Annotated in this window: 27 protein-coding genes; 12 read left to right on the top strand and 15 right to left on the bottom strand. The window is 67.1% G+C overall.

The window, feature by feature from the left end:
- Positions 1-73 precede the first annotated feature (73 nt).
- The 4 genes from PT015_RS06155 (at position 74) to PT015_RS06140 (ending at position 3,514) form a co-directional block, all read left to right on the top strand.
- Entirely contained in the window at positions 74-988 is a 915-nt protein-coding gene (locus tag PT015_RS06155) for an alpha/beta fold hydrolase (RefSeq protein WP_285189608.1), read from the top strand.
- Between the two features lie 105 nt (positions 989-1,093).
- A complete protein-coding gene (locus tag PT015_RS06150; protein WP_285190954.1) occupies positions 1,094-2,308 on the top strand; it encodes an MFS transporter in 1,215 nt (404 codons plus the stop codon).
- 10 nt (positions 2,309-2,318) lie between these two features.
- A complete protein-coding gene (locus PT015_RS06145; RefSeq protein ID WP_285189607.1) occupies positions 2,319-2,924 on the top strand; it encodes a hypothetical protein in 606 nt (201 codons plus the stop codon).
- Complete coding sequence (locus tag PT015_RS06140) at positions 2,921-3,514, top strand: hypothetical protein (RefSeq protein ID WP_285189606.1); 594 nt, start codon at positions 2,921-2,923, stop codon at positions 3,512-3,514. The genes PT015_RS06145 and PT015_RS06140 overlap by 4 nt, the downstream gene beginning before the upstream one ends.
- Positions 3,515-3,756: 242 nt before the next feature.
- Here PT015_RS06140 and PT015_RS06135 read toward each other — a convergent pair whose 3' ends face one another.
- From PT015_RS06135 to PT015_RS06125, 3 genes are read right to left on the bottom strand one after another with little or no spacing between them, the layout of a single operon-like run.
- Positions 3,757-5,265: a hypothetical protein gene (locus tag PT015_RS06135; protein ID WP_285189605.1), complete on the bottom strand. Its 1,509-nt coding sequence runs from the start codon at positions 5,263-5,265 to the stop codon at positions 3,757-3,759.
- A gap of 9 nt (positions 5,266-5,274) precedes the next feature.
- Positions 5,275-6,543 carry a competence/damage-inducible protein A gene (locus PT015_RS06130; RefSeq protein ID WP_285189604.1) on the bottom strand — a complete coding sequence of 423 codons (1,269 nt, stop codon included), beginning with the start codon at positions 6,541-6,543 and terminating at the stop codon, positions 5,275-5,277.
- A gap of 10 nt (positions 6,544-6,553) precedes the next feature.
- Positions 6,554-6,862 (bottom strand): MTH1187 family thiamine-binding protein, encoded by a 309-nt coding sequence (locus PT015_RS06125; protein WP_285189603.1) that lies wholly within the window; start codon positions 6,860-6,862, stop codon positions 6,554-6,556.
- Between the two features lie 29 nt (positions 6,863-6,891).
- Here PT015_RS06125 and dtd point away from each other — a divergent pair, with 29 nt between their 5' ends.
- Positions 6,892-7,323 (top strand): D-aminoacyl-tRNA deacylase, encoded by a 432-nt coding sequence (dtd, locus tag PT015_RS06120; RefSeq protein WP_285189601.1) that lies wholly within the window; start codon positions 6,892-6,894, stop codon positions 7,321-7,323.
- Positions 7,324-7,377: 54 nt separating this feature from the next.
- Here dtd and fadD1 read toward each other — a convergent pair whose 3' ends face one another.
- Genes fadD1 through PT015_RS06085 form a run of 7 tightly spaced genes read right to left on the bottom strand, consistent with a single transcriptional unit; the run spans position 7,378 to position 13,755 of the window.
- Positions 7,378-8,967 carry a fatty-acid--CoA ligase FadD1 gene (gene fadD1, locus PT015_RS06115; RefSeq protein WP_285189599.1) on the bottom strand — a complete coding sequence of 530 codons (1,590 nt, stop codon included), beginning with the start codon at positions 8,965-8,967 and terminating at the stop codon, positions 7,378-7,380.
- Entirely contained in the window at positions 8,960-9,367 is a 408-nt protein-coding gene (locus PT015_RS06110; protein WP_285189598.1) for a Zn-ribbon domain-containing OB-fold protein, read from the bottom strand. The genes fadD1 and PT015_RS06110 overlap by 8 nt, the downstream gene beginning before the upstream one ends.
- 1 nt (position 9,368) lies before the next feature.
- Positions 9,369-10,571: a thiolase family protein gene (locus PT015_RS06105; protein ID WP_285189597.1), complete on the bottom strand. Its 1,203-nt coding sequence runs from the start codon at positions 10,569-10,571 to the stop codon at positions 9,369-9,371.
- Entirely contained in the window at positions 10,568-11,005 is a 438-nt protein-coding gene (locus PT015_RS06100) for a hotdog family protein (RefSeq protein WP_285189595.1), read from the bottom strand. The genes PT015_RS06105 and PT015_RS06100 overlap by 4 nt, the downstream gene beginning before the upstream one ends.
- A gap of 8 nt (positions 11,006-11,013) precedes the next feature.
- The gene (locus PT015_RS06095) at positions 11,014-11,499 is read right to left on the bottom strand and encodes a MaoC family dehydratase (protein ID WP_285190953.1); all 486 of its coding nucleotides are present in this window, start codon (positions 11,497-11,499) and stop codon (positions 11,014-11,016) included.
- A 2-nt stretch (positions 11,500-11,501) separates the two neighbouring features.
- On the bottom strand, positions 11,502-12,596 hold the full coding sequence (locus tag PT015_RS06090; RefSeq protein WP_285189594.1) for an acyl-CoA dehydrogenase family protein: 1,095 nt from the start codon (positions 12,594-12,596) through the stop codon (positions 11,502-11,504).
- A gap of 4 nt (positions 12,597-12,600) precedes the next feature.
- Positions 12,601-13,755, bottom strand: a complete 1,155-nt coding sequence (locus PT015_RS06085; protein WP_285189593.1) for an acyl-CoA dehydrogenase family protein — start codon at positions 13,753-13,755, stop codon at positions 12,601-12,603.
- Between the two features lie 169 nt (positions 13,756-13,924).
- Here PT015_RS06085 and PT015_RS06080 point away from each other — a divergent pair, with 169 nt between their 5' ends.
- Positions 13,925-14,791, top strand: coding sequence for a TIGR03619 family F420-dependent LLM class oxidoreductase (locus tag PT015_RS06080; protein ID WP_285189592.1), 867 nt, complete (start codon positions 13,925-13,927; stop codon positions 14,789-14,791).
- Positions 14,792-14,794: 3 nt separating this feature from the next.
- On the opposite strand, the gene PT015_RS06075 is transcribed toward PT015_RS06080, so the two are convergent.
- Positions 14,795-15,532 (bottom strand): glucose 1-dehydrogenase, encoded by a 738-nt coding sequence (locus PT015_RS06075; RefSeq protein WP_285189591.1) that lies wholly within the window; start codon positions 15,530-15,532, stop codon positions 14,795-14,797.
- 175 nt (positions 15,533-15,707) lie between these two features.
- Here PT015_RS06075 and PT015_RS06070 point away from each other — a divergent pair, with 175 nt between their 5' ends.
- Positions 15,708-16,838 carry a nitronate monooxygenase gene (locus PT015_RS06070; RefSeq protein WP_285189589.1) on the top strand — a complete coding sequence of 377 codons (1,131 nt, stop codon included), beginning with the start codon at positions 15,708-15,710 and terminating at the stop codon, positions 16,836-16,838.
- Here the strand turns inward: PT015_RS06070 and PT015_RS06065 are convergent, their stop codons facing one another.
- From PT015_RS06065 to PT015_RS06055, 3 genes are read right to left on the bottom strand one after another with little or no spacing between them, the layout of a single operon-like run.
- Positions 16,839-17,051, bottom strand: a complete 213-nt coding sequence (locus tag PT015_RS06065) for an Rv1893 family protein (RefSeq protein ID WP_285189588.1) — start codon at positions 17,049-17,051, stop codon at positions 16,839-16,841.
- Positions 17,052-17,071: 20 nt separating this feature from the next.
- Positions 17,072-17,509, bottom strand: coding sequence for a hypothetical protein (locus PT015_RS06060; protein ID WP_285189587.1), 438 nt, complete (start codon positions 17,507-17,509; stop codon positions 17,072-17,074).
- Between the two features lie 43 nt (positions 17,510-17,552).
- A complete protein-coding gene (locus PT015_RS06055) occupies positions 17,553-18,146 on the bottom strand; it encodes a dihydrofolate reductase family protein (protein WP_285189586.1) in 594 nt (197 codons plus the stop codon).
- Positions 18,147-18,344: 198 nt separating this feature from the next.
- Here PT015_RS06055 and PT015_RS06050 point away from each other — a divergent pair, with 198 nt between their 5' ends.
- From PT015_RS06050 to PT015_RS06035, 4 genes are read left to right on the top strand one after another with little or no spacing between them, the layout of a single operon-like run.
- Positions 18,345-19,607 carry a cytochrome P450 gene (locus PT015_RS06050; protein WP_285189584.1) on the top strand — a complete coding sequence of 421 codons (1,263 nt, stop codon included), beginning with the start codon at positions 18,345-18,347 and terminating at the stop codon, positions 19,605-19,607.
- Between the two features lie 17 nt (positions 19,608-19,624).
- Positions 19,625-20,638 (top strand): alcohol dehydrogenase catalytic domain-containing protein, encoded by a 1,014-nt coding sequence (locus PT015_RS06045; RefSeq protein ID WP_285189581.1) that lies wholly within the window; start codon positions 19,625-19,627, stop codon positions 20,636-20,638.
- Entirely contained in the window at positions 20,635-21,195 is a 561-nt protein-coding gene (locus PT015_RS06040) for a YceI family protein (protein ID WP_285189579.1), read from the top strand. The genes PT015_RS06045 and PT015_RS06040 overlap by 4 nt, the downstream gene beginning before the upstream one ends.
- Before the next feature lie 12 nt (positions 21,196-21,207).
- Positions 21,208-22,080, top strand: a complete 873-nt coding sequence (locus PT015_RS06035) for an LLM class F420-dependent oxidoreductase (RefSeq protein WP_285189578.1) — start codon at positions 21,208-21,210, stop codon at positions 22,078-22,080.
- Positions 22,081-22,086: 6 nt separating this feature from the next.
- On the opposite strand, the gene PT015_RS06030 is transcribed toward PT015_RS06035, so the two are convergent.
- Positions 22,087-23,265 carry a DUF7159 family protein gene (locus PT015_RS06030; protein WP_285189577.1) on the bottom strand — a complete coding sequence of 393 codons (1,179 nt, stop codon included), beginning with the start codon at positions 23,263-23,265 and terminating at the stop codon, positions 22,087-22,089.
- 350 nt (positions 23,266-23,615) lie between these two features.
- Here PT015_RS06030 and PT015_RS06025 point away from each other — a divergent pair, with 350 nt between their 5' ends.
- A complete protein-coding gene (locus PT015_RS06025; protein WP_285189575.1) occupies positions 23,616-24,596 on the top strand; it encodes an esterase family protein in 981 nt (326 codons plus the stop codon).
- Positions 24,597-24,606: the final 10 nt, after the last annotated feature.

Below are 24,606 nucleotides of genomic sequence, written 5' to 3'. Positions count from 1 at the left end.
CCGGACCGACCTCGTCGAGTGCCAGAACGGGATAACCGCAGTTGGCGCCCACTATTCGTGTAACACTGCCGTCATGGCTTATTCGATCGCCCGCCCGAAGCTGGAGGGCAACATCGCCGTCGGCGAGGATCGTCAGCTGGGATTCGCCGAGTTCGGCGACCCGCAGGGGCGCGCGTTCTTCTGGCTGCACGGAACACCTGGCGCGCGTCGGCAGATTCCGGCCGAGGCGCGTCAATACGCCGAGGACAATCACATTCGCCTGATCGGCATCGATCGGCCCGGTATCGGTGCGTCAACCCCGCACCAATACGAGAATGTCCTCGCTTTCGCCGACGACCTGCGCACGATGGCCGACATTCTCGGTATCGACAAGATGACCGTCATCGGCCTGTCCGGCGGTGGCCCGTACACGCTGGCCTGCGCGGCCGCGATGCCCGATCGGGTGATCGCCGTCGGTGTGCTCGGTGGCGTCGCACCGACCGTCGGGCCCGAGGCGATGGGCGGCGGCTTGATGGGGCTGGGGACGATGGTCGCCCCGCTGTTGAGGGTCGCGGGCCTGCCGATCCGGTTGGCGGCCGCCGGTTTCATCAGGCTGCTCAAGCCAGTGGCCGAACCGGCGCTCTACCTCTACGCCGGGGTGTCCCCGGAAGGCGACCGCCGGCTACTGGTGCGCCCGGAATTCAAGGCGATGTTCCTCGACGACTTGCTCAACGGTTCCCGCAAGCAGCTGGCGGCGCCGTTCGCGGACATCCTGGTCTTCGCCAAGGACTGGGGTTTTCGGCTCGACCAGGTCAAGATTCCGGTCCGTTGGTGGCACGGGGACAAAGACCACATCGTGCCGTTCGCGCACGGACAACACGTCGTCAGCCGATTGCCCGACGCGGAGTTGTACACCCTGCCCGGCGAAAGTCACCTCGCCGGACTGGGATTCGCGGAGGAGATTCTGCGCACCATGGTCGAGTTGTGGGACAGCATCGAAAAGAAGTGAATTCTCGTTTAGCGCGCGACACCACCGCGTGCCGTGTGATAAACGGTGCGAGTGCCTGGTAACCCACCGCTGACCAAGGACCAACGCAACTCGTTCCTCGCCGCGATGCTGGGCTGGACGATGGATGCCTTCGACTACTTCCTCGTGGTCCTGGTCTATGCGGATATCGCGAAGACGTTCCACCACAGCAAGGCCGAAGTCGCGTTCTTGACCACCGCCACGTTGCTGATGCGACCGGTGGGCGCGCTGCTGTTCGGGTTGTGGGCCGACCGGGTGGGGCGACGGCTGCCGCTGATGGTGGACGTGGTCTTCTATTCGATCGTCGGCTTTTTGTGCGCGTTCGCGCCGAACTTCACCGTCCTCGTCGTGCTGCGACTGCTGTATGGCATTGGTATGGGCGGTGAGTGGGGTTTGGGTGCCGCGCTGGCGATGGAGAAGGTTCCCGTCGAGCGACGAGGGTTCTTCTCCGGCCTGCTACAGGAGGGTTACGCATTCGGCTATTTGTTGGCCACGGTGGCGTCGCTGGTGGTGATCGACCACCTCGGGCTGTCCTGGCGGTGGCTGTTCGGGCTGAGCATCATCCCGGCGCTGATCAGCCTCATCATCCGCTACCGGGTACAGGAGTCCGAAGTCTGGGAGGCCGAGCAGGACCGAATGAAGTTGACGCGCACCAGGATTCGCGATGTGCTCCGCGACGCCAAGGTCGTACGACGGTTCGTCTATCTGGTGCTGTTGATGGCGGCGTTCAACTGGATGAGCCACGGCACCCAGGACGTCTATCCCACGTTCCTGTCGGCCACGCACGACGGCGGTGCCGGCCTGTCCCACGCCACCACGAAATGGATTGTGGTGGTGTACAACCTCGGAGCCATCGCCGGCGGGCTGATCTTCGGCTCGCTGTCGCAACGATTCGGCCGCCGTCACACCGTGGTGTTCTGTGCCGTGCTGGGGCTGCCGATCGTGCCGCTGTTCGCCTACTCGCACACCGCGGCGATGCTGTGCCTTGGCTCGTTCCTGATGCAGTTCGCCGTGCAGGGCGCCTGGGGCGTGATTCCCGCGCACCTGACCGAAATGTCGCCCGACGCCATCCGGGGCTTCTACCCCGGGGTCACCTACCAGTTGGGAAACCTGCTGGCGGCGTTCAACCTGCCGATCCAGGAACGGCTGGCCGAAACCCACGGCTACCCGTTCGCTCTCGCGGCAACAATCGGACCCGTACTGATCGTGGTCGCGGTCTTGACCGCGGTCGGCCGCGACGCCACCGGTATCCGCTTCGGCAGCAGCGAAAGCAGTGCGACGCCGACCGCTGACGGCGGATAGGCTCAGCCGTATGTCGGGCGGCCTCAGGCGGTTCATTCGCGGCGAGCTGGTTGGGTTGAAGCTGCCCCAACTGTGGCATCTCGTCGCGGGCGTGGTGGTGGCGGTGGCGGCGTTGTTCGGCGGGCTCGACGACGTGGAAGCCAAGCCGACGGTGTTCAAGGTCGACCAGCCCTACAGCGACGGCGAATTCACGATGACCGTGAAGCGGGCGGTCCTGCTCGACGACGTGCGGGCCGGCGAGCATGTGCTCCTGCCGGCGGTGCCGGGTCGGAGCTATCTCGGCCTGTCGAGCAGGATCCGCAACGATGGGCCCATCCGGGGTCACCTGGACACCGGCGTCGGCGGTCCTGAATTCGACCTGCAGCTGCCCAACAAGGAATTCGCCGGCGCCTACCGCATCGCCGACGGCTCCATCGTTGCGAGTATGGGACCGAAGCTCTCCGACGACCTGCTCTTTCTCTGGAAGGTGCCCACCGGCGAGGTCAAGCCCGATTCCACTGTGACGGTAAGGGTTTCGAAGAAGATACTTCAGCAGATGGTCGTCACCTACGGCCTGGACTGGCTGCCCAGCGACACGGTTTTCGCGCAGGTCGTCGTGCCGGTGGTGAAACGATGAGCGGCATCCGTGACCGACTGGCTCGCCACGCGACGTTACCGGCGACGGCCGTGCTGATCGCCGCCTCGGCGTGGCTGTGGCATCACCTGCCGGTGCCGACTCAGGTGTACGCCCCGTTCGACGTGCACGGCGCGCTCGGAGCCGAGGTGCGGGGAAAGGAAATGGCCGTGACCGTCACGGGGGTGCGGGTCGCGCCGAAAGGAAAGTTTGCGACCGGCCCATACAGCTCGCGGACGATGTCCGCGACGGGAGTGTGGTTGGTGGTCGACGCGACGCTCTCGGCGATCGAGTCGTCGACCAATCCGGCGGCCGAACTGCGGGTGGGTCAGAACACTTACATGCCGTCGATGCGTCCCGCGCCCGGATACGGCGTTCGGGTTGACCCGGGCTTGCCGCAGCACGGCCACTGGGTGTTCGACGTCGCGCCGGAGTTGCTGGCGCCCAAGGTCAGTAGCCCGCTGCAACTGTTGGTCCATGTCGGTGGCGAGGACCGCCTCAGCAGCCAAGTGGTGATCGATCTCGACACCCGTCCGCTGGAGCGCAGCGACAAGGTCACCGTCCAGCCCTACGAGATAGGTCCGGCTCAGTGACCAGGATCTGGGTCAGGAATCTGATCGCGCTCGCCGTGGTAGCGGTCGCGATCGTGATTCTCGGCGTTTTCGAGCTGTACCCGCCGGTCAGTACATATCGGAGAACGATCGAGCCCGATCTCACCGTTACGCGCGAGGCGAGCGTTCCGCTGCGCGGTCAGACCTGGCGGCTGGGGTCCGTGCGACGCATCACCGCCCTGCCGAAAAAGGTCTTCGGGCCGTCAATTCCGAAGGGCGCGTTGTTAATCGCCGTCACCCTCGAGCGGTCGGGCCCTCCGATCGACGAGCCGTGCGTCGGTTTCCTCACCGACGGGCATCGGCGGTGGCGAGACCAGGCTTCCTCCGGCGAATCCTTCCCGGTCAGCCCCGACGCCACCGGTTTCTGTAGCAGGCCCGGTCCCCTGCAATTCAACTTCTTGCTGCCCAGCGACGTGGCTCCCACCGCGCTGGATATCACCGGCGCGCGCGACGCCATCCTGCTCCGCATCACGCTCTAGATCGACGAGCTGCACGCGGGTGGCGTGCAGCCAGCAATAGCCGAAAGCACTGGCAATCAAAGCAATTCGTAGGGGCATCACGATCAACTGCGAGATCCGATCCAGAATGGGCAGGTACGCCGTCCAGAACTGCCAGTCGTGCGGCCCGACCAGCCAGGCCATCCCGCGAAGCAAAAAGCCGTGGTCGTTCGACGGTCCGTAAAAGCTACCGGTCGGATCGAGCCACGCCAGGGCGAGGTAGCCCAACACGTAGGCAGCCAGCGCGAGCGGACCACCGTGCAGGATCAACTTGGCCGAGTCGACGATCGGCTGGTAGCGCCCCGTCTTCGACATCGCGTAGTCGGAGACTTTGGTCCGCAGGGACGTGGGCATGACGGTCCACCGGCGTTGGAAACCGCCGGACGGCAGCATTTTTTCAAGCACCGCCGTACCGCGATCGCCAAACGTCCGCCGTGCCGCGGCACGCCAGTCCGCCTGCGTCGACACGCCATAGACGATGCCGATCACGGCGAGCCACATCAACGGCACCCCCGCGCCGCCGAAGACCGTCTTCACCGACCAGGTGAGGCCGTGCCAGGCGACCTGCAGCGGCTTCACATGCGAGAACAGCTCCGCTCGAGTGCTGGTGAACCACACCACGATTCGACGTTTCGCCAGCCACCCGGACGGGTTCACCAGGAAGGTGAAACCGGCCGACAGCGAGTAGCTCAGTACCAGGAAGACCCAGAGCGAGTCGACGTAGATACGCACGGCCGTAAGCCATCTCGGCAGCCGCCCGGCGAAGTAGCGCAGCGGATAGCGCAGGATGACCGCGCCGACGATCACGATCCAGGTGGTCTTCGGCACGTCGAGCGCGTGCGCCTTGACCCCGTTGAACGCCTCGTCCATCTGGTAGTCCAGCACGCGCGCCATGTAGGCCAGCCAGTCTTCCTTGAACAGCTGCCAGGCCAGGTAGATCGCGAAGAACGGCGCGATGATCGAGGAGAACAGGGCGGCGCCGCGCAGCGACGGCCGGGGCAGGTCGGCGAGCACCGGGACACCGCGGCGCACAACCAGGAACATCGCCACATACGACCCCAGCGTCGCCAGCCCCGCGAACGGCATGATCATCGCGGCCCAGAACGCATTGTGATGCCCCACGGCGGCGGCCCACTCGACCGTCCCCCACCGGGCCAGGATTCCCACCAGATAACACGCGGCTATCTGCGGCCAGTACCGCCATGCCAGCACGAATGGCCGAACCAGGTAGGACACCTGGTCATGTTAACGGGGTTGTGCGAGCTCTTGACGCAATAGATGCATCGCCACCGTCGTCGATCGCTCCCGAATGTCGTTGCGATTGCCCGGCAGTCGCAGCGTGCGCGTCGACGGCGGCTCGCCGGCCAGCGCCACGGTGAAACAGACCGTGCCGACCGGCTTCTCGTCGGTGCCGCCGCCGGGCCCGGCCACGCCGGTGATCGCCACCGCGGTGTCGGCGTTGAAGCGCTGCAGGGCGCCCGTTGCCATCGCCTCGGCGACCGGTTCGGACACCGCGCCATGCGCGTCGACCAGAGCCGGGTCGACCCCGAGCAACTCGGTCTTGGCGTCGTTCGCGTAGGCCACCAGTCCCCCGGCGACGTAGGCCGACGAGCCGGATCGTTCGGTGAGCCGCGCGGCGAGCAACCCGCCCGTGCAGGACTCCGCTGTCGCGATCCGGCGCCCGGTCAACAATTGGGCGATCTGGTCGTCGACCGTGGCGCCGTCTTCGGAGAAGAGTTGCTGCCCGTGCCGATCCCGGAGCAGTCGCGTGAGGCGCTCATAGGTGTCGGCGGCGCCGGGCTCGTAGCGGGTGACCATCTCGATCTCACCGCGGCGCAGGCAGGTGGTGATCTCCAGCGCGCCGAATTCAGGCACGTCGTGCTCGGCCGCGCGCAGCGTCTCGGCCAGGCCGGACTCCGGCAGCCCGAACATCCTGATGGTGTCCTGGCGGTAGACGGTCCGGCCGGCGATGGCCTGCCGCACCTCCGGCAACTCCTCGGCGGTCCGCCACATGGGTTGCAGCTCACGCGGCGGCCCCGGCAGGACGACGACCGTTGGCTTACCGGGGATCACCACGCCGGGGGCGGTGCCGACCGGCTTCATCACCACCGCGCCGACAGGGACCATCGCCTGTTTACGGTTGGCGGCACGGATCGCGTCGAAGTCGCCCGTGCCGATGCGCGACATCAGCTTCTTCAAGATCTCGGCGATCGTGTTCTCGAGATCGTCGTCCAGCGCCAGCTCGCGGCCGCAGAACCGGGCGACGGTCGCCACCGTCATGTCGTCGGCGGTGGGTCCCAGGCCGCCGCTGGTGACGATCAGGTCGACACCCTCGCCGGCCAGGAACCGCAGCTGTGCCTCGATGTCGGCGTCGCGGTCGCCGCAGATCGTGATGTGTGCGAGTTCGACACCCAACTCGAGGAGTCGGTCGGCCAACCAGGGACCGTTGAGGTCGGCGACCCGTCCGGTCAACACCTCGGTTCCGGTGATGACGATGCCCGCGCGTGCGCTCACCGCTACGACATTAGGCGCGTGGCGTCAGGTGTCGCTCCACCGACTCGACCTTGCTGGTCATCGCGTCGGTGACGCCGGTCCGCCAGTCGGCCTTGATCACCACGCTGACGCGCGCGGACCGGGCGGCCACCGCTTCGACGGCCCGCTCGACCACCGCCATCACCTGACCCCAGCTCTCGCCCTCGACCACGGTGAACATCGCGTCGGTCTTGTTCGGCAACCCCGACTCACGGACGACCCGGACGGCTTCGGCCACGATCTCGCCGACCCCCTCTCCGACTCCGAGCGGGGTGACCGAGAATGCGACCAGCACTGACATCTGGCGAGCCTACGTGGCAGCATCGGGCCGTGCGGGTTCTGGTGCAACGCGTCGCGTCCGCGACGGTGTCGGTGGACGGCGACGTGGTCGGCTCGATCCGGCCTGCCGGTCAGGGTCTGCTGGCTCTGGTAGGCGTGACGCATGACGACGACGGAGGCAAGGCCCGGCGGCTCGCCGAAAAGCTCTGGCAACTCAGGATTCTCGACGATCAGAAATCCGCTTCCGACGTCGCCGCGCCGATCATGGTGGTCAGCCAGTTCACGCTGTACGCCGATACTGCCAAGGGTCGCCGCCCGTCGTGGAATGCTGCTGCGCCGGGTCCGGTGGCCGAGCCGCTGGTCGACGAGTTCGTGCTGGCGCTGCGCGGCCTGGGCGCCGAGGTCGTGACCGGGACCTTCGGGGCCCACATGCGGGTCGAGTTGGTCAACGACGGCCCGGTGACCGTGCTGCTCGAGCTGTAGCGGCGTCGAGTGTGCATGTAGTGCATGCGATTTCGGGCGATTTCGCCCGATAACCTACACGGTCGGCGGCTCGACCAGCTCGACGTAGCGGGTCCCCCGGCCGTCGCGCTCCCACAGCACTCCGCCGCCGGCGGTGATGCCCGCGTGGATCAGTTCGCGCTTGAGGATCTTGGTGGTTGCCGTCTGTGGCAGCGCGTCGTTGATCCGCACGAACCGCGGCCATGCCTTCGGCGAGAGATCGGGTTGGGTGGCGAGGAATTTCTCGAACTCGTCGGGGGTGAGGGACTGGCCGTCGTTGAGGACGATTGCCGCCATCACCTGGTCGCCCACGGTGTCCCGAATCCCGTACACCGCAACCTGATTGACCGGGCCCAGCCGCTGTAGGATGCGTTCGATCGGTGCGGCGGCCAGATTCTCGCCGTCGACGCGCAGCCAATCCGAAGTACGGCCGGCCAGGTAGATCCAGCCGTCGGCGTCGCGGTAGGCCAGGTCGCCCGACCAATACATGCCGTGCCGCATCCGCTCGCCGGTGGCGGCGGGATCGTTGTAATAGCCGGCGAACGGTCCGGAGCCCTCGGTGTTCACCAACTCCCCCACTGCGTCGTCGAAGTTGGCCAGGGCCCCGTGCTGGTCAAAAATCGCTGTTGCGCATTCGGTTACGCTCTGCGCGTCGTATATCGCCACCCCGGGATAGCCCTTGCCGATGGAGCCCGCCGGCGTGCCGTCCTCGCGGGTGATGATCACCGCGAACTCGCTGGACCCGAAGCTGTCGACGACGCGGCAGCCGAACCGCCGCGCGAACTCGTCGATGTCGCGGTCGGTCGCCTCGTTGCCGAAAGCGACGCGCAGGGTGTTGTCGGCGTCGTCGGCCCGCTCCGGGGTGGCCAGCAGCAGGGCCAGCGGCTTGCCGACATAGTTCATATAGGTGACGCCGTGGCGGCGGACGTCGGTTAGGAACCTCGTCGTCGAGAACCGCGCGGGCACCATGGTCGCGCCGCTGTTGATCGCGACCGCCCAGCCCGCGGCCACGCCGTTCGAGTGAAACAGCGGCATCGCCAGGTAGCACACATCGTTCGCGGTGACGTCGTACTGGCCGACCAGGCTTGCGCCGCACATGATTCCCATCACGTGCGAGAAGCGGACCGCCTTCGGGTCGCCGCTGGTTCCCGAGGTGAAGATCATCATCAGCGTGTCGTCGAAGCCGACCTCGCGGTGCGCGACGAGTGGCGGCGCGACGGCGACCGCATCGCGGTAGCGCCCCGAGCCGACGTCGAGAACGAGGATCCCGGCCAGGTCCAGACCGTCCAGCAGACCCAGGTGCACCGAATCGACAAGCAGCAGTTGGCAATCCGATCGCCGGATGTCGGTCAGCAGGCCGGTGCCGCGCCGGGTGGTGTTGATCCCGCACAGCACGTATCCGCCGAGTGCGGCGGCCGCCATCGCGCGCAGCATGGCCGGCGTGTTGCCCAGCAGCGCCCCGACGTGCATCGGACGAGACGGGTCGGCGAGTCCGATCAATGCCGACGCTTCGGCCGCGGCCTCGGTGAGATGTTCACGCCAGGTCCAGGTTTGGTCGCCGAACGCAACCGCCGGGCCGTCGTCCTGCATTCGGGAGCGCAGCAACTGTTGCACGGTCTCAAACATCGGCCGGCCGATACTTCAGCAGGGTCACGTCGCCGGCATCGTAGAACACCGGGGTCACGCGCATGCCGACGCGGACGTCGTCGGGGTCGACGTCGACCAGTTCGGTGCTGAACCGCGGGCCGGCGTCCCACTCGACGACGGCAGGGATCTGCGGCACCGCATCGGCCCATGGTGGACCGGTGGGCCGGCGCGCGATCGTGAACGTGTATACCGTTCCAGCGCCGTCGATTTCGCGCCACTCCAGGTCGTCGGCCAGAGTGCCCGGCGCCAGCGTGCGAGGGTAGAACACGTGGCGTCCGAGCGACGGCGAGAACTGCACCAGGATCCGGTGCTCGGTGAGCGCCTGCCAGAACGGCGCCGACACGGGTGTGGGCTCGGGAAGCGGTATGGCGTCGGTCATCTCAGTCACCCCCAAACACCAAAGCAACCTGTTCGCTCATGATGCCGCCGGTGCCGCTGACGAACGCATGGTCACAGTCGGCCACCTGCGCGGCGTTCGCCCGGCCCATCACCTGGCGGGCCGCGTCGACCACGTGGTGCATGCCGCCCGCCATGCCGGCCTGCCCATAGGACAGCTGTCCCCCGGCGGTGTTGAGCGGAAAGTCGCCGGCGAATGTGAGATCACGTTGGTGAACCCATTGCATGCCTTCGCCTTTGCCACAGAATCCGGCGTCCTCCAGCGTCATCAGCACGGTGATCGTGTAGCAGTCGTACAGCGAGGCCATGTCCATGTCCGACGGGGCGAGGCGCGCCATCGCGAACGCCCGCTCGGCGGAGCGTGCGACCGGCGTCGTCATCAGGTCCCGCGCGTAGGTCGCGGTCTTGAACGCGATGTGTTCGCCGAATCCCTTGATCCACACTGGTCGATGACGGCCGCGGCGCGCGATGTCCGCGTTGGCAATGAGTACACCGACGCCGCCCTGGACGCGCATCACGGTCTCCAGCATGTGAATGGGATCGGCGATCATCGGGCTGGCCAACACGTCGTCGGTGGTGAGGGGCTTGCCGTGGAACACCGCGCCGGGGTGCGCGCAGGCGTTGGTCCGCTGGTCGACCGCGATCTTCGCCAGAGCGGTTGGGTCGTAACCGAATAACGCGGCATAGCGCTGGGCGATCTGCGCGTACGGTCCGTTCTGGCCCACGTTGCCGTACGGGATCTCGAACTCGGCCTGCGGGGACCCGTATTTGCCGCTCGACGCGCCGAGCCAGCTCGGCGCCACGGGTGGACGCCGGGTGGAGGCCGGCAGGATCGCGGATCCGGGGACGACGGCCAGCACCGCGTCGCAGAGTCCGAGTTCGACGGCGACCGCGGCCCGCCACACCATGCCCGCGGAGGTGGCCCCGCCGAGGTCGACGCGCTCGCCGAAATTGACCGGCAGGCCGAGGTATTCGGCCAGCGTGGCCGGCGCGAACATGTCGGATTCCGCGAGGCCGTGGCAGATCAGGCCATTGACCAGGCCGGCGTCCACCCCGGCGTCGTCGACGACCATCTTGGCCAGCGCCGCGTACTGGTCGAGGGTGAACGACGGCGGTTGCGTCTGCTTTCGCTCGGCGGGCAGCTCGGCGATGCCGACGATCGCCGCTTCGCCCCGCAGGCCCGTCATGGTCGATCCCCGCGCATGGGCAGCGCGACGGTGGCGGTGCCCGGCATCAGTACGGTGTCGTTGCGGCGTCCGGCGATGTCGAGGTCGACCAGACCGACGTTGTCGGACAACCGTTTTCCGGTGACTGTGCCGCCGAAGGTCAGCTGCTGACCGGCCAGGGCAACAGCCCGGTTCTGCACGGAATACTCGACCAGGCGACCGCGGCCGCCGATCCAGTCGGTGATGGCGCGGGCCAGCAGCGCGGCCTGCAGTGGTCCCTGCACGAGGACGTCGTCGTAGCCCTCGGTGGTTCGGGCCCAGTCCTTGTCGTAGTGGATGCGATGGCCGTTGTACGTTGCGGCGCTGAAGAAGAACATCTGCCGCTCGTCGGGCGTCGCGGTCAGCGTGGGCAGCACGTCGCCCAGCTGGACGTCCTCGTAGAAGATCTGGGTCACGTCGTTTCCTAGGGCCGGGCGATCATCGACGTCGTTGCCTCGGCGAGCAGTTCGCGATGCTGGTTGCGATAGGTCGTGTGCCAGGTCACCAGGACGAAATCGCCGGAGCGGCCGTGCTTTTCCACGATCGACTCGATGGTCCGGACCATCTCTATCTCGTCGCGGTGATACGCGGGACCGTGAAATGTCGTGCTCTCGCCGCCGGCCATCCGCTTGGGTGCACGCGGAAACGCGAGGCTGCCGGAGACCGCGCCGGACGACCCGTCGGGCCGCAACTCATCCAGCGGCGTTACGCCCAGGATGGCGTACTGCAGGTACAGCGGCGGACAGACGACGTCGCGATGGCCTTGCGCGCGAGCGTAATCCGGGTCGAACCAGAGCGGATTGCGGTCGCCGACCGCGACGGCCCACCGCTGCCAGTCGCGCCGGTTGACTTCACCCGACGCCGTGGCGGCAACGGTTCCCACCCGCGCGGCCGACTCCTCGTCGATCAGGCTCACGACTCCTCCATCCACGTCGCGGCGATGTCCGCACCGCCGCCGAGTGTCGACAACACCCGGGCCCGTTCGGAGAACAGGTGCAGGTCGGTGTCGACGACATAGCCCATGCCGCCGTGCAATTGGTGCGCGTCAAGGGTGATCAGCTTGGCCGCGGCGCCGGCATGCATCCGCGCGATCGCGGTCTGCCGGTTGGCGGTGTGGCCCTGCCCGATCGAGAACACCGCCGAGTGGGCGGCCAGTCGGGCCGCGGCCAATGCGATGTGCATGTTCGCCACCAGATGCTGCGCGGCCTGAAACGACGCGATGGGACGGCCGAATTGCTTGCGCGCCTTGGTGTATTCGACCGTGCGCTGCAGCGCTGCCTCGCCGACGCCGACCAGGTCCAGCGACTGCAGCGCCACCGCGGCGTTGGCCACCCGGCGTAGGTCCTCGACGGCCAGGCCGGATTCGCCCAACACCGCGGTGCGATCGGCTATCTCGACGTCTTGGAAGACGAGCCGGAAAGCCCGGTGGCCACCCATCAATGGCTGCGGCTTGAGACCGACCGCTTCGAGCGGGACGACGAAACCGAGTGTCAGGTCGGGGGCCGAGGCCGTCACCACCACGTAGTCCGCGAGGTCGGCGTCCGACACGAAGTCGACCGCTCCGTCGAGTCGCCACACCTCGCCGTCCGACCGGGCCCGCAGCGTCGGCGTGACGTCCGCGGCGTTGCGGACACTCGACAAACAGGTTGTGGCGCTGAGCTTTCCGTCGGCCAACGACGGCAGCCACGCGGCCTGCTGGTCCGGTCCGCCGAGTACCTGGATGGCGAACGCCGCGTGGAGGGTGCCGTGCACGATCGTCGGGCACAGGGCGCGACCTGCCTCGACGTAGAACACCCCGAGGTCGGTCAGCGCGCCTCCCGCACCGTCGTGCTCGGGCGGGACCAGCAGCCCGAACACCCCGGCGTCGGCCAGCGCCTTCCACAACCTATCGGGCTTGGTCCGGCCGTCGTGCATCTCGCGGACCAGGCTGACCGGGCATTCCGCGTCGAACAGCTTCGACAACATCGACGCCAGGTCGCGCTCGTCGGAACTGGGCAGGAGCTTCATGTCGTCACCGCCCGTACGACGGCATGCCCTGGCCACGCTGGGCGATCACGTCGCGCAACACTTCGTTGGTGCCGCCGCCGAAGCGCATCAGCGGCGAGATCCGGTAGAGCCGCTCGAACTTGCCGCCGACCGGCGCGCCCGGACTGCGGTACGCCATCAAGCCGTCGGGGCCGAGCATGTCGATGGCCAAATCGGCTATGCGCTGGCGCAATTCGCTGCTGAACACCTTCTCGACGCTGACCTCGACGGTCGGTATCACCCCGCTGTCCAGCATCGAGGCGGCCTGGTAGCCCATCAGCATGGCCGCCTCGACGTCCGCCTCGGCCTGGGCGAGCCGGCGCCGGAAACTGGCCAGCCGCGCCGGGCCGGCCGATTCGATCAGATCGTCGAGGGCGCGGCGCAGGTCCCCCGCGTTGGTCAGCGCCCCGCGCTCGAGATCCAGCGCACCGGTGATGTAGGTCCAGCCGCGATTCAGCTCGCCGATCAGGTTGCCGACGGGGACGCGCACCTCGTCGAAGAAGGCCTCGTTGGTGCGATAACCCGACCAGGCGTACAACGGCCGGATCTCGATACCCGGCACATCGGTCGGCACCATGATCACCGAGATCCCCCGGTGTCGCACCGCGTCGGGATCGGTTCGTACACAAAGCCATTCGTGGGTCGCACGATTGGCCACGCTGTTCCAGATCTTCGACCCGGTGATCACCCACTCGTCGCCGTCGCGGACCGCGCGGGTGCGCAAGCTGGCCAGGTCGGTGCCCGCCTCGGGTTCGGAATATCCCACCGCGCAGATCAATTCGCCGCGTGCGATCGGCGGCAGGAATTCGCGCTTGTTCTGCTCGGTGCCGTGGCGCATGATCATTGGCGCCACCGACGTCACCGTGAGGTCCGGGCCCGGGACACCCCAGTACTCGAACTCGCGCATCAGCAGGTGCTGGTACACCGCGCCGAGACCGAGACCGCCGTACTCGGACGGCCAGTTCAGCCCGAACCAGCCGCGCTCGCCGATCGCGCGACGGAACGCCGCGACCTCCCCGCCCGGGAATTCTTGGCCGTGCTCGGCGAGTTCGGCCCGCAGTGCGGGTGTGACGTTGTCGGCGAGGAACGCGCGCACCTCGGCCAGCCAGGCCGTCTGCCCCTCGTCCAGTTCGAAATCCACCATCCTCTTACTAGCCGCTTCGCTGTGGTTGCGCCCGCGAATTCGAAAAGGAACTTAAAGTCGTAGGTCGGCGGGTAGCTCCTCGAGAGTGCAACCAGCGACGGGTCCACCCGGGAAATGTGTCGGCAGTTGCACTTTCGCGGACAAGCGTTGACGGGAAAGGCGCGTGATGCAGTTCTGGTCTGGCACACCGTTCATGGGGACCAGCGACGCGCTGGCGATCGCGCGGATGCTCGACGAGTGCGGCTACGACGGGGTGATCTGCGCGGATCATCTGATCTACCCGCGCAACCTAACGTCGCCCTACCCGTCACCGGCCGGGGTGCCGCCGTGGCAGCCGGAGACGGCGTGGCCGGACTCGTGGATCATGATCGGCGCGATGGCGTCGACCACCCAGCGGCTGCGGTTCTCCAACGCCATCTACGTCGCACCCTCCCGGCCGCTCGTCGAGGTGGCCAAGCAGGTGGCCACCGCCGCGGTGATCTCCGAGGGCCGGGTGTCGTTGGCCGTCGGCGCGGGCTGGATGCGCGAGGAATTCGACTTGCTGGGGCAGGATTTCAGCACCCGCGGTAAGCGTCTCGACGAGATGATCCCGGCGCTGCGGGCGCTGTGGCAGGGCGGCTGGGTGTCATGGAGTGGTCGCTACTACGAGGTACCCGAGTTGATGCTCGAGCCGCATCCACCGACCAAGGTCCCGATCCTGTGCGGCGGCGAGTCCGAGGTGGCGCTGCGTCGGGCCGCCCGGCTGTGCGATGGCTGGGTCGGGACCGCCTACACCTGGGACGACGCCGTTCGATACGTCGAGAAGATCACCGCACTTCGCCGCGAATACGGCCGCGACGCAGAGCCTTTCGAGATCATGCTGGCGCTGCTGGAGATACCTTCGGTCGACCTCTTCCGGCGCGCCGAAGACCTCGGCATCACCGCCGTGATGTGCGCGCCGTGGATGGGCGAAGGTGTCGAGCCGAGCGACCGCGACGGCTGTCGCGCCGCCATCGAGCGGTTCGCCGAGACCGTGATCGCGCGGTGCCGCTAAGGCTCAGAACTTGTGCGGGACGTCGTTGACCAGGCCGCCGTCCATGACGAACTCGGCGCCGGTCGAGTAGGACGACTCGTCGCTGGCCAGGAACAGCACGAAGCTGGCGACCTCCTCGGAGACGCCGGGGCGCCCGAGTGGCACGGTCACCATGTCATCCGGGAAGTGCTTGGTCATCGGGGTGCGGATGAACCCCGGGTGGATGGAGTTGACCCGGATCTTCTGCGACGCCAACTCCAGCGCGGCGGACTTGGTCAGCCCACGCACCGCCCACTTGGAGGCGACGTACGGGTGCACCATCACCGCACCGCGCAGACCCTCGATCGACGACACGTTGATGATCGAGCCACCGCCCGCGGCTTTCATCGGCTCGACCACGGCCTGGATGCCGTGAAAGGTGCCGTTGAGGTTGACGTCGATGACCTTGTTCCACTTCTCCACGTTGAACTGGCCGAGTTGGCCCAGCGCGACGATGCCGGCGTTGTTGACCAGCACGTTGAGCTTGCCGAAGTCGTTGACCGCGGTGGACACCGCGGCCTCCCACTCGCTCGGCTGAGTGACGTCGAGGTGGACGTAGCGCGCGGCCTCGCCGATCTCGTCGGCGAGCTTCTTGCCGTCGTCGTCGAGGATGTCGGCGATCACCACCTGGGCGCCCTCGGCAACCAGTGCCCGGGCATGCGCCGCGCCCATCCCCCGTGCGCCGCCGCTGATCAGTGCAACTTTTCCATCCACGCGTCCCATGCCGCGTCACGCTACAGCAGGCTATTCGGCGGGTAGAACCTGTTCCACCTTTGTGGCCGCGACCGCAGTAAGTGCTTACTTTCACCCGGCTGGTCTCGGCGCGGCATTCCGTACTAAACTAGAACACGTTCCAGTTCGCCTACGCCGTTGTAAGCAACCACGTGAGGATCTCCCCATGCACACTCCCATCTGCGACGAACTCGGCATCGAGTTTCCGATCTTCGCGTTCACACACTGCCGCGACGTCGTGGTCGCGGTGAGCAAAGCCGGCGGCTTCGGCGTGCTGGGAGCGGTCGGCTTCACGCCCGAGCAACTCGAGATCGAACTCAAGTGGATCGACGAGAACATCGGCGATCACCCCTACGGCGTCGACATTGTCATCCCGAACAAGTACGAGGGCATGGACTCGCACCTGTCGGCCGAGGACCTGGCCGAGTCGCTGCGCAAGATGGTGCCGCAGGACCACCTCGACTTCGGCAAGAAGATCCTCGCCGACCACGGCGTACCGGTCGAGGACAGCGATGGTGACAGCCTGCAGTTGCTCGGCTGGACGGAGGCGACGGCCACACCGCAGGTCGAGGTCGCGCTGCAGCATCCCAAGGTGAAGATGATCGCGAACGCGCTCGGCACACCGCCGGCCGAGATGATCAAGCACATCCATGACGCCGGCCTCAAGGTCGCCGCGCTGTGCGGGTCACCGTCGCAGGCGAAGAAGCACGCCGACGCCGGCGTCGACATCATCATCGCCCAGGGCGGCGAGGCCGGCGGCCACTGCGGCGAGGTGGGCTCAATTGTGTTGTGGCCGCAGGTCGTCAAGGAGGTCGCGCCGGTTCCCGTGCTCGGGGCGGGCGGTATCGGCAGCGGCCAGCAGATCGCCGCGGCGCTGGCGCTCGGCTGCCAGGGCGCGTGGACCGGCTCGCAGTGGCTGATGGTCGAGGAGTCCTCGAACACCCCGGTGCAGCAGCAGGCCTACGTCAAGGCCGGCAGCCGCGACACCGTCCGCAGCCGGTCGTTCACCGGCAAGCCGGCCCGGATGCTGCGCAACGACTGGACCGAGGCGTGGGAGGCGCCGGACAACCCGAAGCCGCTCGGAATGCCGTTGCAGTACATGGTGTCCGGGATGGCGGTGCGGGCGACCAACCGCTACCCCAACGAGTCCGTCGACGTCGCCTTCAACCCGGTGGGTCAGGTCGTCGGCCAGTTCTCCAAGGTCGAGAAGACGGCGACCGTCATCGAGCGTTGGGTGCAGGAGTACCTCGAGGCGACCGGCAAGCTCGACGAACTGAACGACGCCGCGTCGGTCTAGCTAGTCCTCGGCGGCGTCGGTGAAGACCTCTTTGGTCCGCTCGGCGGCGTAGGTCGCGATGTCGATCGAGTTGTGCACGATGTCGCCGACACCGCCGGCGACATCGCCCTTGATGATGTGACCCGCGTTCTCGACGATGTCCGCCGACCGCTCGACGGCGTTGGTCACGATGTCGCGCGCCGCGTCGATGGCGTCTTTGGGCTTGAATGCCATGGCTGTCTCCTGCTCGGTGGTTAGGGGTTCAGCCCGGTGAAGGACGGGAAGCCTGGGCCGATCCCGTTCGGGAACCCGCCGCCGGTCAATTGGCCGATCTGCCAACCGTGTTCGGTGCACATCATCGGCTGCCCGTCCGGCGACTGCGCCGAAAGCCCGCGCGGGTCGTCGCACTTGGCCCCGACCTGCTGCACACCGCGCAGCGGATACGTGATGACCCAATAGCCCGACTGGGCCGCCGGGAACTGGTTGATGATGAAGTGACACGCCTCGGCCTGACCGCCGGGGCCGCGCCCGAAGATGAACCGGTCGTAGTTGTCGCACGGCGCACCCAGCGAAGCGTCGTAGTTCATGCCCGGCACGTCGCCGTCGTAGTGCCCGTTGTCGGCGAGGGCGACGGGAGTCAGGCCGACAGCGGCGCCGGTGATCGAGGCGGCGACGAGCATTTGACGGATCATGGTCCAAGAGCATAGCCAGTACCGCGCCCGCCACACCGGGCTTTCACCGACCCTCGGGCCGGTACGTGCAGATCAGGACCCCGGTGGCGGTCGTGGTCGCCGACACGAGCTTTAGCGCGCGGGCCGCACCGTCGTCGGGGAACACCCGTTTGCCGCCGCCCAGCAGGATCGGCTCGATCATCAGCCGGTACTCGTCGACCAGGTCGTGGCCGACCAGCTGCGCGGCCAGTGACGCGCTGCCCATCACCTGCACGACGCCGCCGTCGCGAGCGCGTAATTCGCGCACCGCGCCGATCACATCGTCGGCCGGCAACAGGGTGGTGTTCGGCCAGTTGAGCTCTTGCTCCCCCAACGTCCGCGAGGCCAGGTACTTCGGGATCTCGTTCATCCGGTCGGCGAACGGGTCGCCGGCCCGCTCCGGCCAGGCCGCGGACATCGCCTGCCACGTACGCCTGCCGAACAGCAGCGCCTCCGTCGCGTCCATCAGCTCGCCGACCGCGGGCCCCATCGCCTCGGGATCGAAGTAGGGCATCGACCAGCCGCCGTGCCGGAACCCGCCGTCGGAGTCCTCTCCTTCGCCGCCGGGTGCCTGCACCACCCCGTCGAGGCTGATGAAGTCGCTGAGCACAATGCGCATGGCCGATGCCTTTCGTCGTCGCTGTTCCGGCTTTGGATCCAGACTGCCCGCCGGGACAAAACTCATCGCGGCCCGGCGTGAGAACACGTTCCAATCCGTCGTTCGGCAATCCGCGCAGAGCCGTTCCATCTCGGCTGTCCCGATGCTTTACTGAGCCAGAACGCGTCATATCCAAGCCGTTTCATAGGAGTGCCACTGATGCCGACTCCGAATCTTCCTTCCGGATTCGATTTCACCGATCCCGACGTCCACGCCGAACGCCTGCCCATCGAGGAGCTCGCCGAGTTACGGCGGACGGCACCGATCTGGTGGAACGAACAGCCCATGGGCGCGGGCGGATTCGACGACGGTGGATTCTGGGTGGTGTCCAAACACAAGGATGTGAAAGAGATTTCGCGACGCAGCGACGTGTTCTCCAGCCTGGAGAAAACTGCGCTGCCCCGCTACAAGGACGGCACGGTCGGTGAACAGATCGAGCGGGGCAAGTTCGTGCTGCTCAACATGGACGCGCCGCAACACACCCATCTACGCAAGATCATCTCCCGTGGCTTCACCCCCCGCGCCGTCGAGCAACTCCGCGACGACCTGCGCGAGCGGGCCCGTCGCATCGTGGAAACCGCGGCGGAACAGGGCTCCGGCGACTTCGTCGAGCAGGTGTCGTGTGAGCTTCCGCTGCAGGCCATTGCGGGATTGCTCGGTGTGCCGCAAGAGGATCGGATGAAACTCTTCCACTGGTCCAACCAGATGGTCGGCGACCAGGACCCGGAATTCGAGAACAACGACGCGATCACGGCTTCGGTCGACCTGATCATGTACGCCATGCAGATGGCCGCCGATCGAGCCCAGAACCCCGGCGAGGACATCGTCACCAAACTGGTCGAGGCCGACGTCGACGGACACAAGCTCTCCGACGACGAGTTCGGCTTCTTCGTCATCCTGCTGTCGGTCGCCGGCAACGAGACCACCCGCAACTCCATCACCCAGGGGATGATGGCCTTCACCGAATTCCCGGACCAATGGGAGTTCTACAAGAAGGAGCGTCCCGCCACCGCCGCCGACGAGATCGTGCGATGGGCCACCCCGGTGACGTCTTTCCAGCGGACCGCGCTGCAGGACTACGAGCTGTCCGGCGTGCAGATCAAAAAGGGCCAGCGGGTCGTAATGGTCTACCGCTCAGCCAATTTCGACGAGGAAGTCTTCGAGGACCCGTTCTCCTTCAACATCCTGCGGGATCCCAACCCGCATGTCGGCTTCGGCGGCACCGGCGCCCACTACTGCATCGGGGCCAACCTGGCGCGGATGACGATCGACCTGATGTTCAACGCGATCGCCGACGTCATGCCCAACCTGGAATCGGTCGGCACACCCGAGCGGCTGAGATCCGGCTGGCTGAACGGCATCAAACACTGGCAGGTCGACTACCACAGCGACGCCTCGGCCAAACAGCCTGTGGCGCACTAGCGCACTAGGCTGAGGCCATGCCGTCACACACAGCAGTTCACGTCAAGTCCGCGGGCGGGCCGCTCGAACTCGCCGAAGTTGAAACAGCGTCGCCGGGTCGTGGCGAAGTTCGCCTCGACGTCAAGGCCTGCGGCATCTGCGGCACCGATGCCCACTTCGTTGCCGGCGCCTTCCCGGGCCTGCAGTGGCCGGTGACCCTGGGCCACGAGATCGCTGGGACGATCGCCGAAATCGGGCCTGGCGTCGAGGAATTCGAGGTCGGCGATCGAGTCGCCGTCGGCTGGTTCGGCGGCAACTGCAATCACTGCGCCCAATGTCGCAAGGGGCAATTCATCTACTGCCTGAACGGCAAGGTGCCGAGCTGGCACTACCCCGGCGGGTACGCCGAATCGGCGACCGTTCCGGCAACGGCGCTGGCCCGCATCCCCACCGAACTCACCTTCGCCGAGGCCGCTCCGATGGGCTGCGCAGGTGTCACGACGTACAACGCGTTGCGGCACACCAAGGCGCTGCCCGGTGACCGGGTCGCGATTCTCGGTGTCGGTGGCCTCGGTCATCTCGGGATTCAATTCTCCCGGGCAATGGGTTTCGAGACCGTCGCGATCAACCGCGGCACCGCGAAGAAGGAGGATGCCCTGACCCTGGGCGCCCACCACTACATCGACGCGACCGACGGCGACGTGGCCGAGTCGCTGAACGACCTCGGCGGGGTGAACGTCGTGCTCGGTACCGCTGGCGCCTCCCAGGCGATGGGCGCGACCGTCGGGGGCCTGCTGCCGCTCGGTGAACTCGTCACCATCGGCGTCACGCCGGAACCGCTGCCGATCAGCCCGATGCAACTGATTACGCCGGGGCTCAGCATCATTGGGCATCCCTCGGGGACCGCAAGCGAGGTCGAGGACACGATGCAGTTCGCGGTGCAGGCCGGGGTGCGCGCGTGGATCGAAGAGCTACCGCTGGCGCAGGCCGCGGAGGGCTACGCCGCGCTGGAAGAGGGCCGTGCGCACTACCGCACGGTGTTGACGGTTTGACCAAAGCCGCGACCACCGAATGGAGCCTCGACGGCTCCGACGGCGACCTGCTCATTCGTACCGGGGTCGCCGGCCCGGCCGCCGCGGTCGGGCACCGGCTGACGCTGGCGATGCGGCACTGGCGCGCGACGACGCGATGGGCGGACGACGAACCGGTAGGTGCCGAGCTCACGGTTGAGGTCGGTTCGCTGGAAGTCATCCGCGGCGAAGGCGGCGTCACTCCCCTGTCCGGGCCGGAGAGGATCCTGGCGCGCAGCAACGCGCTGCGCTCGCTCGACGCCAAGCGGCATCCTCGAATCACGTTCGAGGCCAACGTAATTGATAAGACTGACGTCGGCTACCGGTTGACCGGGACGTTGACGATCCACGACACCTCTCATGAACAGGTGGTCGATCTGCGCATCGACGACCAGGGTGCCAACTGGTGGCTGTCCAGCGAAACCACGGTCCGGCAGTCGGAGTTCGGAATAAAGCCGTACTCGCAACTGCTGGGCTCGTTGAGAGTCGCCGACGATGTGGTCGTGGCGTTCGCCGCGAAACGCGCCAAACAACCCTGACGGAGGATTCCGATGCGGATCGGTGTGGTGTTCCCGCAGACCGAGATCGGCGGTGACGTCGGTGCGGTGCGGGCCTACGCCGAACATGTCGAGGGACTCGGGTTCACGCACCTGATCGCCTACGACCACGTGGTTGGTGCGGACACCACCGTGCACGCCGGCTGGAACGGACCCTACGACCTGCACAACACCTTTCACGAGCCAATGGTGATGTTCGGCTATCTCGCTGCCGTCACCACGACCCTCGAATTGGTCACGGGCGTCGTCATTTTGCCGCAGCGCCAAGCCGTGCTGGTCGCCAAGCAGGCCGCGGAGGTCGACCTGCTCAGCGGCGGGCGACTCCGCCTCGGGGTCGGCTTGGGGTGGAACGCGGTCGAGTATGAGGCTCTGGGAGAAGACTTTTCGACCCGGGGCAAGCGCAGCGGTGAGCAGGTCGAGGTCATGCGCAGGCTGTGGACCGAGCCGAGCGTGACCTTCGAGGGCCAATACCACCGGGTGACCGGGGCCGGCATCGCGCCGTTGCCGATCCAGCGTCCGATCCCGGTGTGGTTCGGCGCGGCCTCGGCCCCGGCGTTCCGTCGGGCCGGACGGCTCGGCGACGGTTGGTTCCCGATGGTGGGTCCCGGACCAAAGCTCGAGCAGGCGCGTCAGGAGGTCGAGCAGGCGGCGCGAGCCGCCGGACGGGATCCGGCGACGCTGGGCATGCAAGGCCAAGTGTCCTGGAGTGGCAGCGCCGACGAACTGGCCGACGGTTTCCGGATCTGGGCGGACGCGGGGGCCACACACGTCGCGGTCAACACCATGAAATTCGGGTTGGAGTCGGTCGACGAGCATCTCGCAGTGCTGAGCACCGCGGCCGAGATCGCCCGCGAATTCCAGGACTGACGCCGGCTAGGGCGACGGCGCTCCCGGCGGGGGCGGTGGTGGCTGCTGGTCCGGGTCCTGTCCGTGCAGGCGTTGCAGCAGCTTGGTCAGCAGCGGATGCGGATTGGGGGGCGGCTCTGGTGGCGGCGCGACCGGCGGCGGAGGCGCGGGCGGCGCGACCGGAGCGGCGGCCGGGACCTCGACGGGAGCTTGCGCGGCGACCGGCTGCTGCACCTCCGGCTCACGCTCCGGTACGGGCTGCGGAACAGGCCGGGCGGGCGGAGCCTTGACCGCCGGCGGCGGAGCCGGGGCATCGGCCAACGGGGCGAGCACGGCGCGGTGGGCGACCGGACGAGGGGGCTCGGATGCGTGGCGCGGCACCAGGTGTGGGCCGAGCGCCAGCGAGAGCGACGCCACGAAGGTCACCGCGCCGGCCGCCAGCATCGTCACCGCGCCTGCGTACGACCGTTGCCGGGCGGCGTCATCGTCGTGCCGCCAGCTGTCGATCGTTTCGAGCATCTCCTCATCGGTGAACTCGGTGGCCTGCGCCGATACCAGCGCCGCCCCGCGCGCCAGTGCCAGCTCCGCGCCGGCCTGGGCGATGACCGGGACCGGCAGCGTCGCCAGTCGCGCCGACAGCGAGTCGACCTCGTCCTGAGCTCCGACGATCACAATGCCGCCGGGCTGCCAGGAACTGCGGTCGAACAAGGTGGTCAGCCAGTGCACCAAATTCCCTGGACCACCGGACAGCTGCTTGATCGCCGTCTGTGGTTTGCCTTCTTCGCCGTCGACCATGACGACGATCGTCGAGTCGCCGTCCAGGACGCACACCGCGGCCTGGTCGTAGCCGACAACCGGCGCGATCGCGCGGGCCAGCATGTCGCACGCGTCGTGCAGCCGAACCGGGACGATGTTGTCGAAGCCGGCATCGGTCAGCGATTCGACGAGCAGCGCGGCCTCGGCGGCGCATTCGTCGCTCCAAGTGACGCCCACGACGTGCAGACGCTGGTCCAACTCTGCGGCGGCGGCCTGCGCGTCCAGCACGGCGGCGTTGGCTTGTTCGGAGGTGTAGACCGCCTGCAGGCCGGCGGTGGGGTGCACGTCGAAGTCGTCGTGATCGAGGATGGCGCCGTCGGCGTCGCGTCCCTCAACCAGGACCCAGCCGACTGACGTCGATGTCAGCGACAGTCCAGCTACCGTGTCCAAATTTGCACCTCAATCGCGGCCTAAGCCCGTGCGCCGCTCCCGGCGACCATGTGGATTGACGCGCTGGTTCGCGGGCGGCGGAAGGACCGGGACGCGTGGTCTCGTCGGTCTACCTCGGGTCACCCTACGCGGTCGTGCCGCGAAATTGCGACCCGGGCGTCGCGGAATTGGTCGTCGCCCGCGATTGCCCGGTGTTGCCAGAAATGGCCGATTACCGCGTCTAGCACAGGCTCCGGGCAGGTGGCCGTAGTTGCTGCGAATTCGCGACACCCACTTGCCTTAATCGACATATGGACAACCGCACGGTACCTTTTGCCGTAGTGCGTGACGCCGTCGACAAGGGGCCTGATATGGCATATGCAAGCGACAAGGTACGTAGGTGGGCGCGGCGACTGACAGTCGCCGCTTTTTCTGCCGCCGCGTTACCGGGTCTGATCGGTCTTGCCGGCGGTGCGCCGGCGGCCAACGCGTTCTCCCGACCCGGCCTTCCCGTCGAGTACCTCCAGGTGCCGTCGGCATCGATGGGTCGCAGCATCAAGGTCCAGTTCCAGCCCGGTGGATCCAACGCCCCGGCCGTGTACCTGCTGGACGGCCTGCGCGCTCAGGACGACTACAACGGTTGGGACATCAACACCCCGGCCTTCGAGTGGTACTACAACTCCGGTCTGGCGATCGTCATGCCGGTGGGCGGACAGTCCAGCTTCTACACCGACTGGTACAACCAGGCCTGCGGCAAGTCCGGTTGCCAGACGTACAAGTGGGAGACGTTCCTGACCAGTGAACTCCCCAGCTACCTCTCCGCGCAGAAGAGCACCAAAGCGACCGGCAGTGCCGCGGTGGGCATCTCGATGGCCGGATCGTCGGCGATGAACCTGGCGATCTACCACCCCGGCCAGTTCATCTACGCCGGGTCGCTGTCCGGATACCTCAGTCCCTCCACCGGTCAGGGCGCGATCGGTCTGGCGATGGGCGACGCCGGCGGTTACAAGAAGGAAGACATGTGGGGCCCCGACAGCGACCCCGCCTGGCAGCGGAACGACCCCACGGTCAACGTCGGCCAACTGGTCGCCAACAACACCCGGCTCTGGGTCTACTGCGGCAACGGCACCCCGAACGAACTGGGCGGCGATAACCTGCCGGCCAAGTTCCTCGAGAGCAACTTCATGATCGGTGGCAACAAGAAGTTCCAGGACGCATACACTGCGGCCGGCGGCCACAACGCCGTCTTCAACTTCCCGCCTTCCGGCACACACAGCTGGGAGTACTGGGGCCAGCAGTTGAACGCGATGAAGGGTGACCTGCAGGGTGCCCTGGGCGCTCACGCCGGCTAGACGAACGAAC

Source organism: Candidatus Mycobacterium wuenschmannii, from assembly GCF_030252325.1.
GTDB classification, from domain to species: domain Bacteria; phylum Actinomycetota; class Actinomycetes; order Mycobacteriales; family Mycobacteriaceae; genus Mycobacterium; species Mycobacterium wuenschmannii.
Note: the sequence above shows the minus strand (reverse complement) of the source record. Positions and strands in the feature narration are given on the sequence as shown.

Bases quoted from the DNA above. Each gene is read 5' to 3' on its own strand.
- PT015_RS06155 (WP_285189608.1), top strand. From the start codon at position 74: ATGGCTTATTCGATCGCCCGCCCGAAGCTGGAGGGCAACATCGCCGTC.
- PT015_RS06150 (WP_285190954.1), top strand. From the start codon at position 1,094: ATGCTGGGCTGGACGATGGATGCCTTCGACTACTTCCTCGTGGTCCTG.
- PT015_RS06145 (WP_285189607.1), top strand. From the start codon at position 2,319: ATGTCGGGCGGCCTCAGGCGGTTCATTCGCGGCGAGCTGGTTGGGTTG.
- PT015_RS06140 (WP_285189606.1), top strand. From the start codon at position 2,921: ATGAGCGGCATCCGTGACCGACTGGCTCGCCACGCGACGTTACCGGCG.
- PT015_RS06125 (WP_285189603.1), bottom strand. From the start codon at position 6,862: ATGTCAGTGCTGGTCGCATTCTCGGTCACCCCGCTCGGAGTCGGAGAG.
- fadD1 (WP_285189599.1), bottom strand. From the start codon at position 8,967: ATGTTTGAGACCGTGCAACAGTTGCTGCGCTCCCGAATGCAGGACGAC.
- PT015_RS06110 (WP_285189598.1), bottom strand. From the start codon at position 9,367: ATGACCGACGCCATACCGCTTCCCGAGCCCACACCCGTGTCGGCGCCG.
- PT015_RS06105 (WP_285189597.1), bottom strand. From the start codon at position 10,571: ATGACGGGCCTGCGGGGCGAAGCGGCGATCGTCGGCATCGCCGAGCTG.
- PT015_RS06090 (WP_285189594.1), bottom strand. From the start codon at position 12,596: ATGAAGCTCCTGCCCAGTTCCGACGAGCGCGACCTGGCGTCGATGTTG.
- PT015_RS06080 (WP_285189592.1), top strand. From the start codon at position 13,925: ATGCAGTTCTGGTCTGGCACACCGTTCATGGGGACCAGCGACGCGCTG.
- PT015_RS06075 (WP_285189591.1), bottom strand. From the start codon at position 15,532: ATGGGACGCGTGGATGGAAAAGTTGCACTGATCAGCGGCGGCGCACGG.
- PT015_RS06070 (WP_285189589.1), top strand. From the start codon at position 15,708: ATGCACACTCCCATCTGCGACGAACTCGGCATCGAGTTTCCGATCTTC.
- PT015_RS06065 (WP_285189588.1), bottom strand. From the start codon at position 17,051: ATGGCATTCAAGCCCAAAGACGCCATCGACGCGGCGCGCGACATCGTG.
- PT015_RS06060 (WP_285189587.1), bottom strand. From the start codon at position 17,509: ATGATCCGTCAAATGCTCGTCGCCGCCTCGATCACCGGCGCCGCTGTC.
- PT015_RS06055 (WP_285189586.1), bottom strand. From the start codon at position 18,146: ATGCGCATTGTGCTCAGCGACTTCATCAGCCTCGACGGGGTGGTGCAG.
- PT015_RS06050 (WP_285189584.1), top strand. From the start codon at position 18,345: ATGCCGACTCCGAATCTTCCTTCCGGATTCGATTTCACCGATCCCGAC.
- PT015_RS06045 (WP_285189581.1), top strand. From the start codon at position 19,625: ATGCCGTCACACACAGCAGTTCACGTCAAGTCCGCGGGCGGGCCGCTC.
- PT015_RS06035 (WP_285189578.1), top strand. From the start codon at position 21,208: ATGCGGATCGGTGTGGTGTTCCCGCAGACCGAGATCGGCGGTGACGTC.
- PT015_RS06025 (WP_285189575.1), top strand. From the start codon at position 23,616: ATGGCATATGCAAGCGACAAGGTACGTAGGTGGGCGCGGCGACTGACA.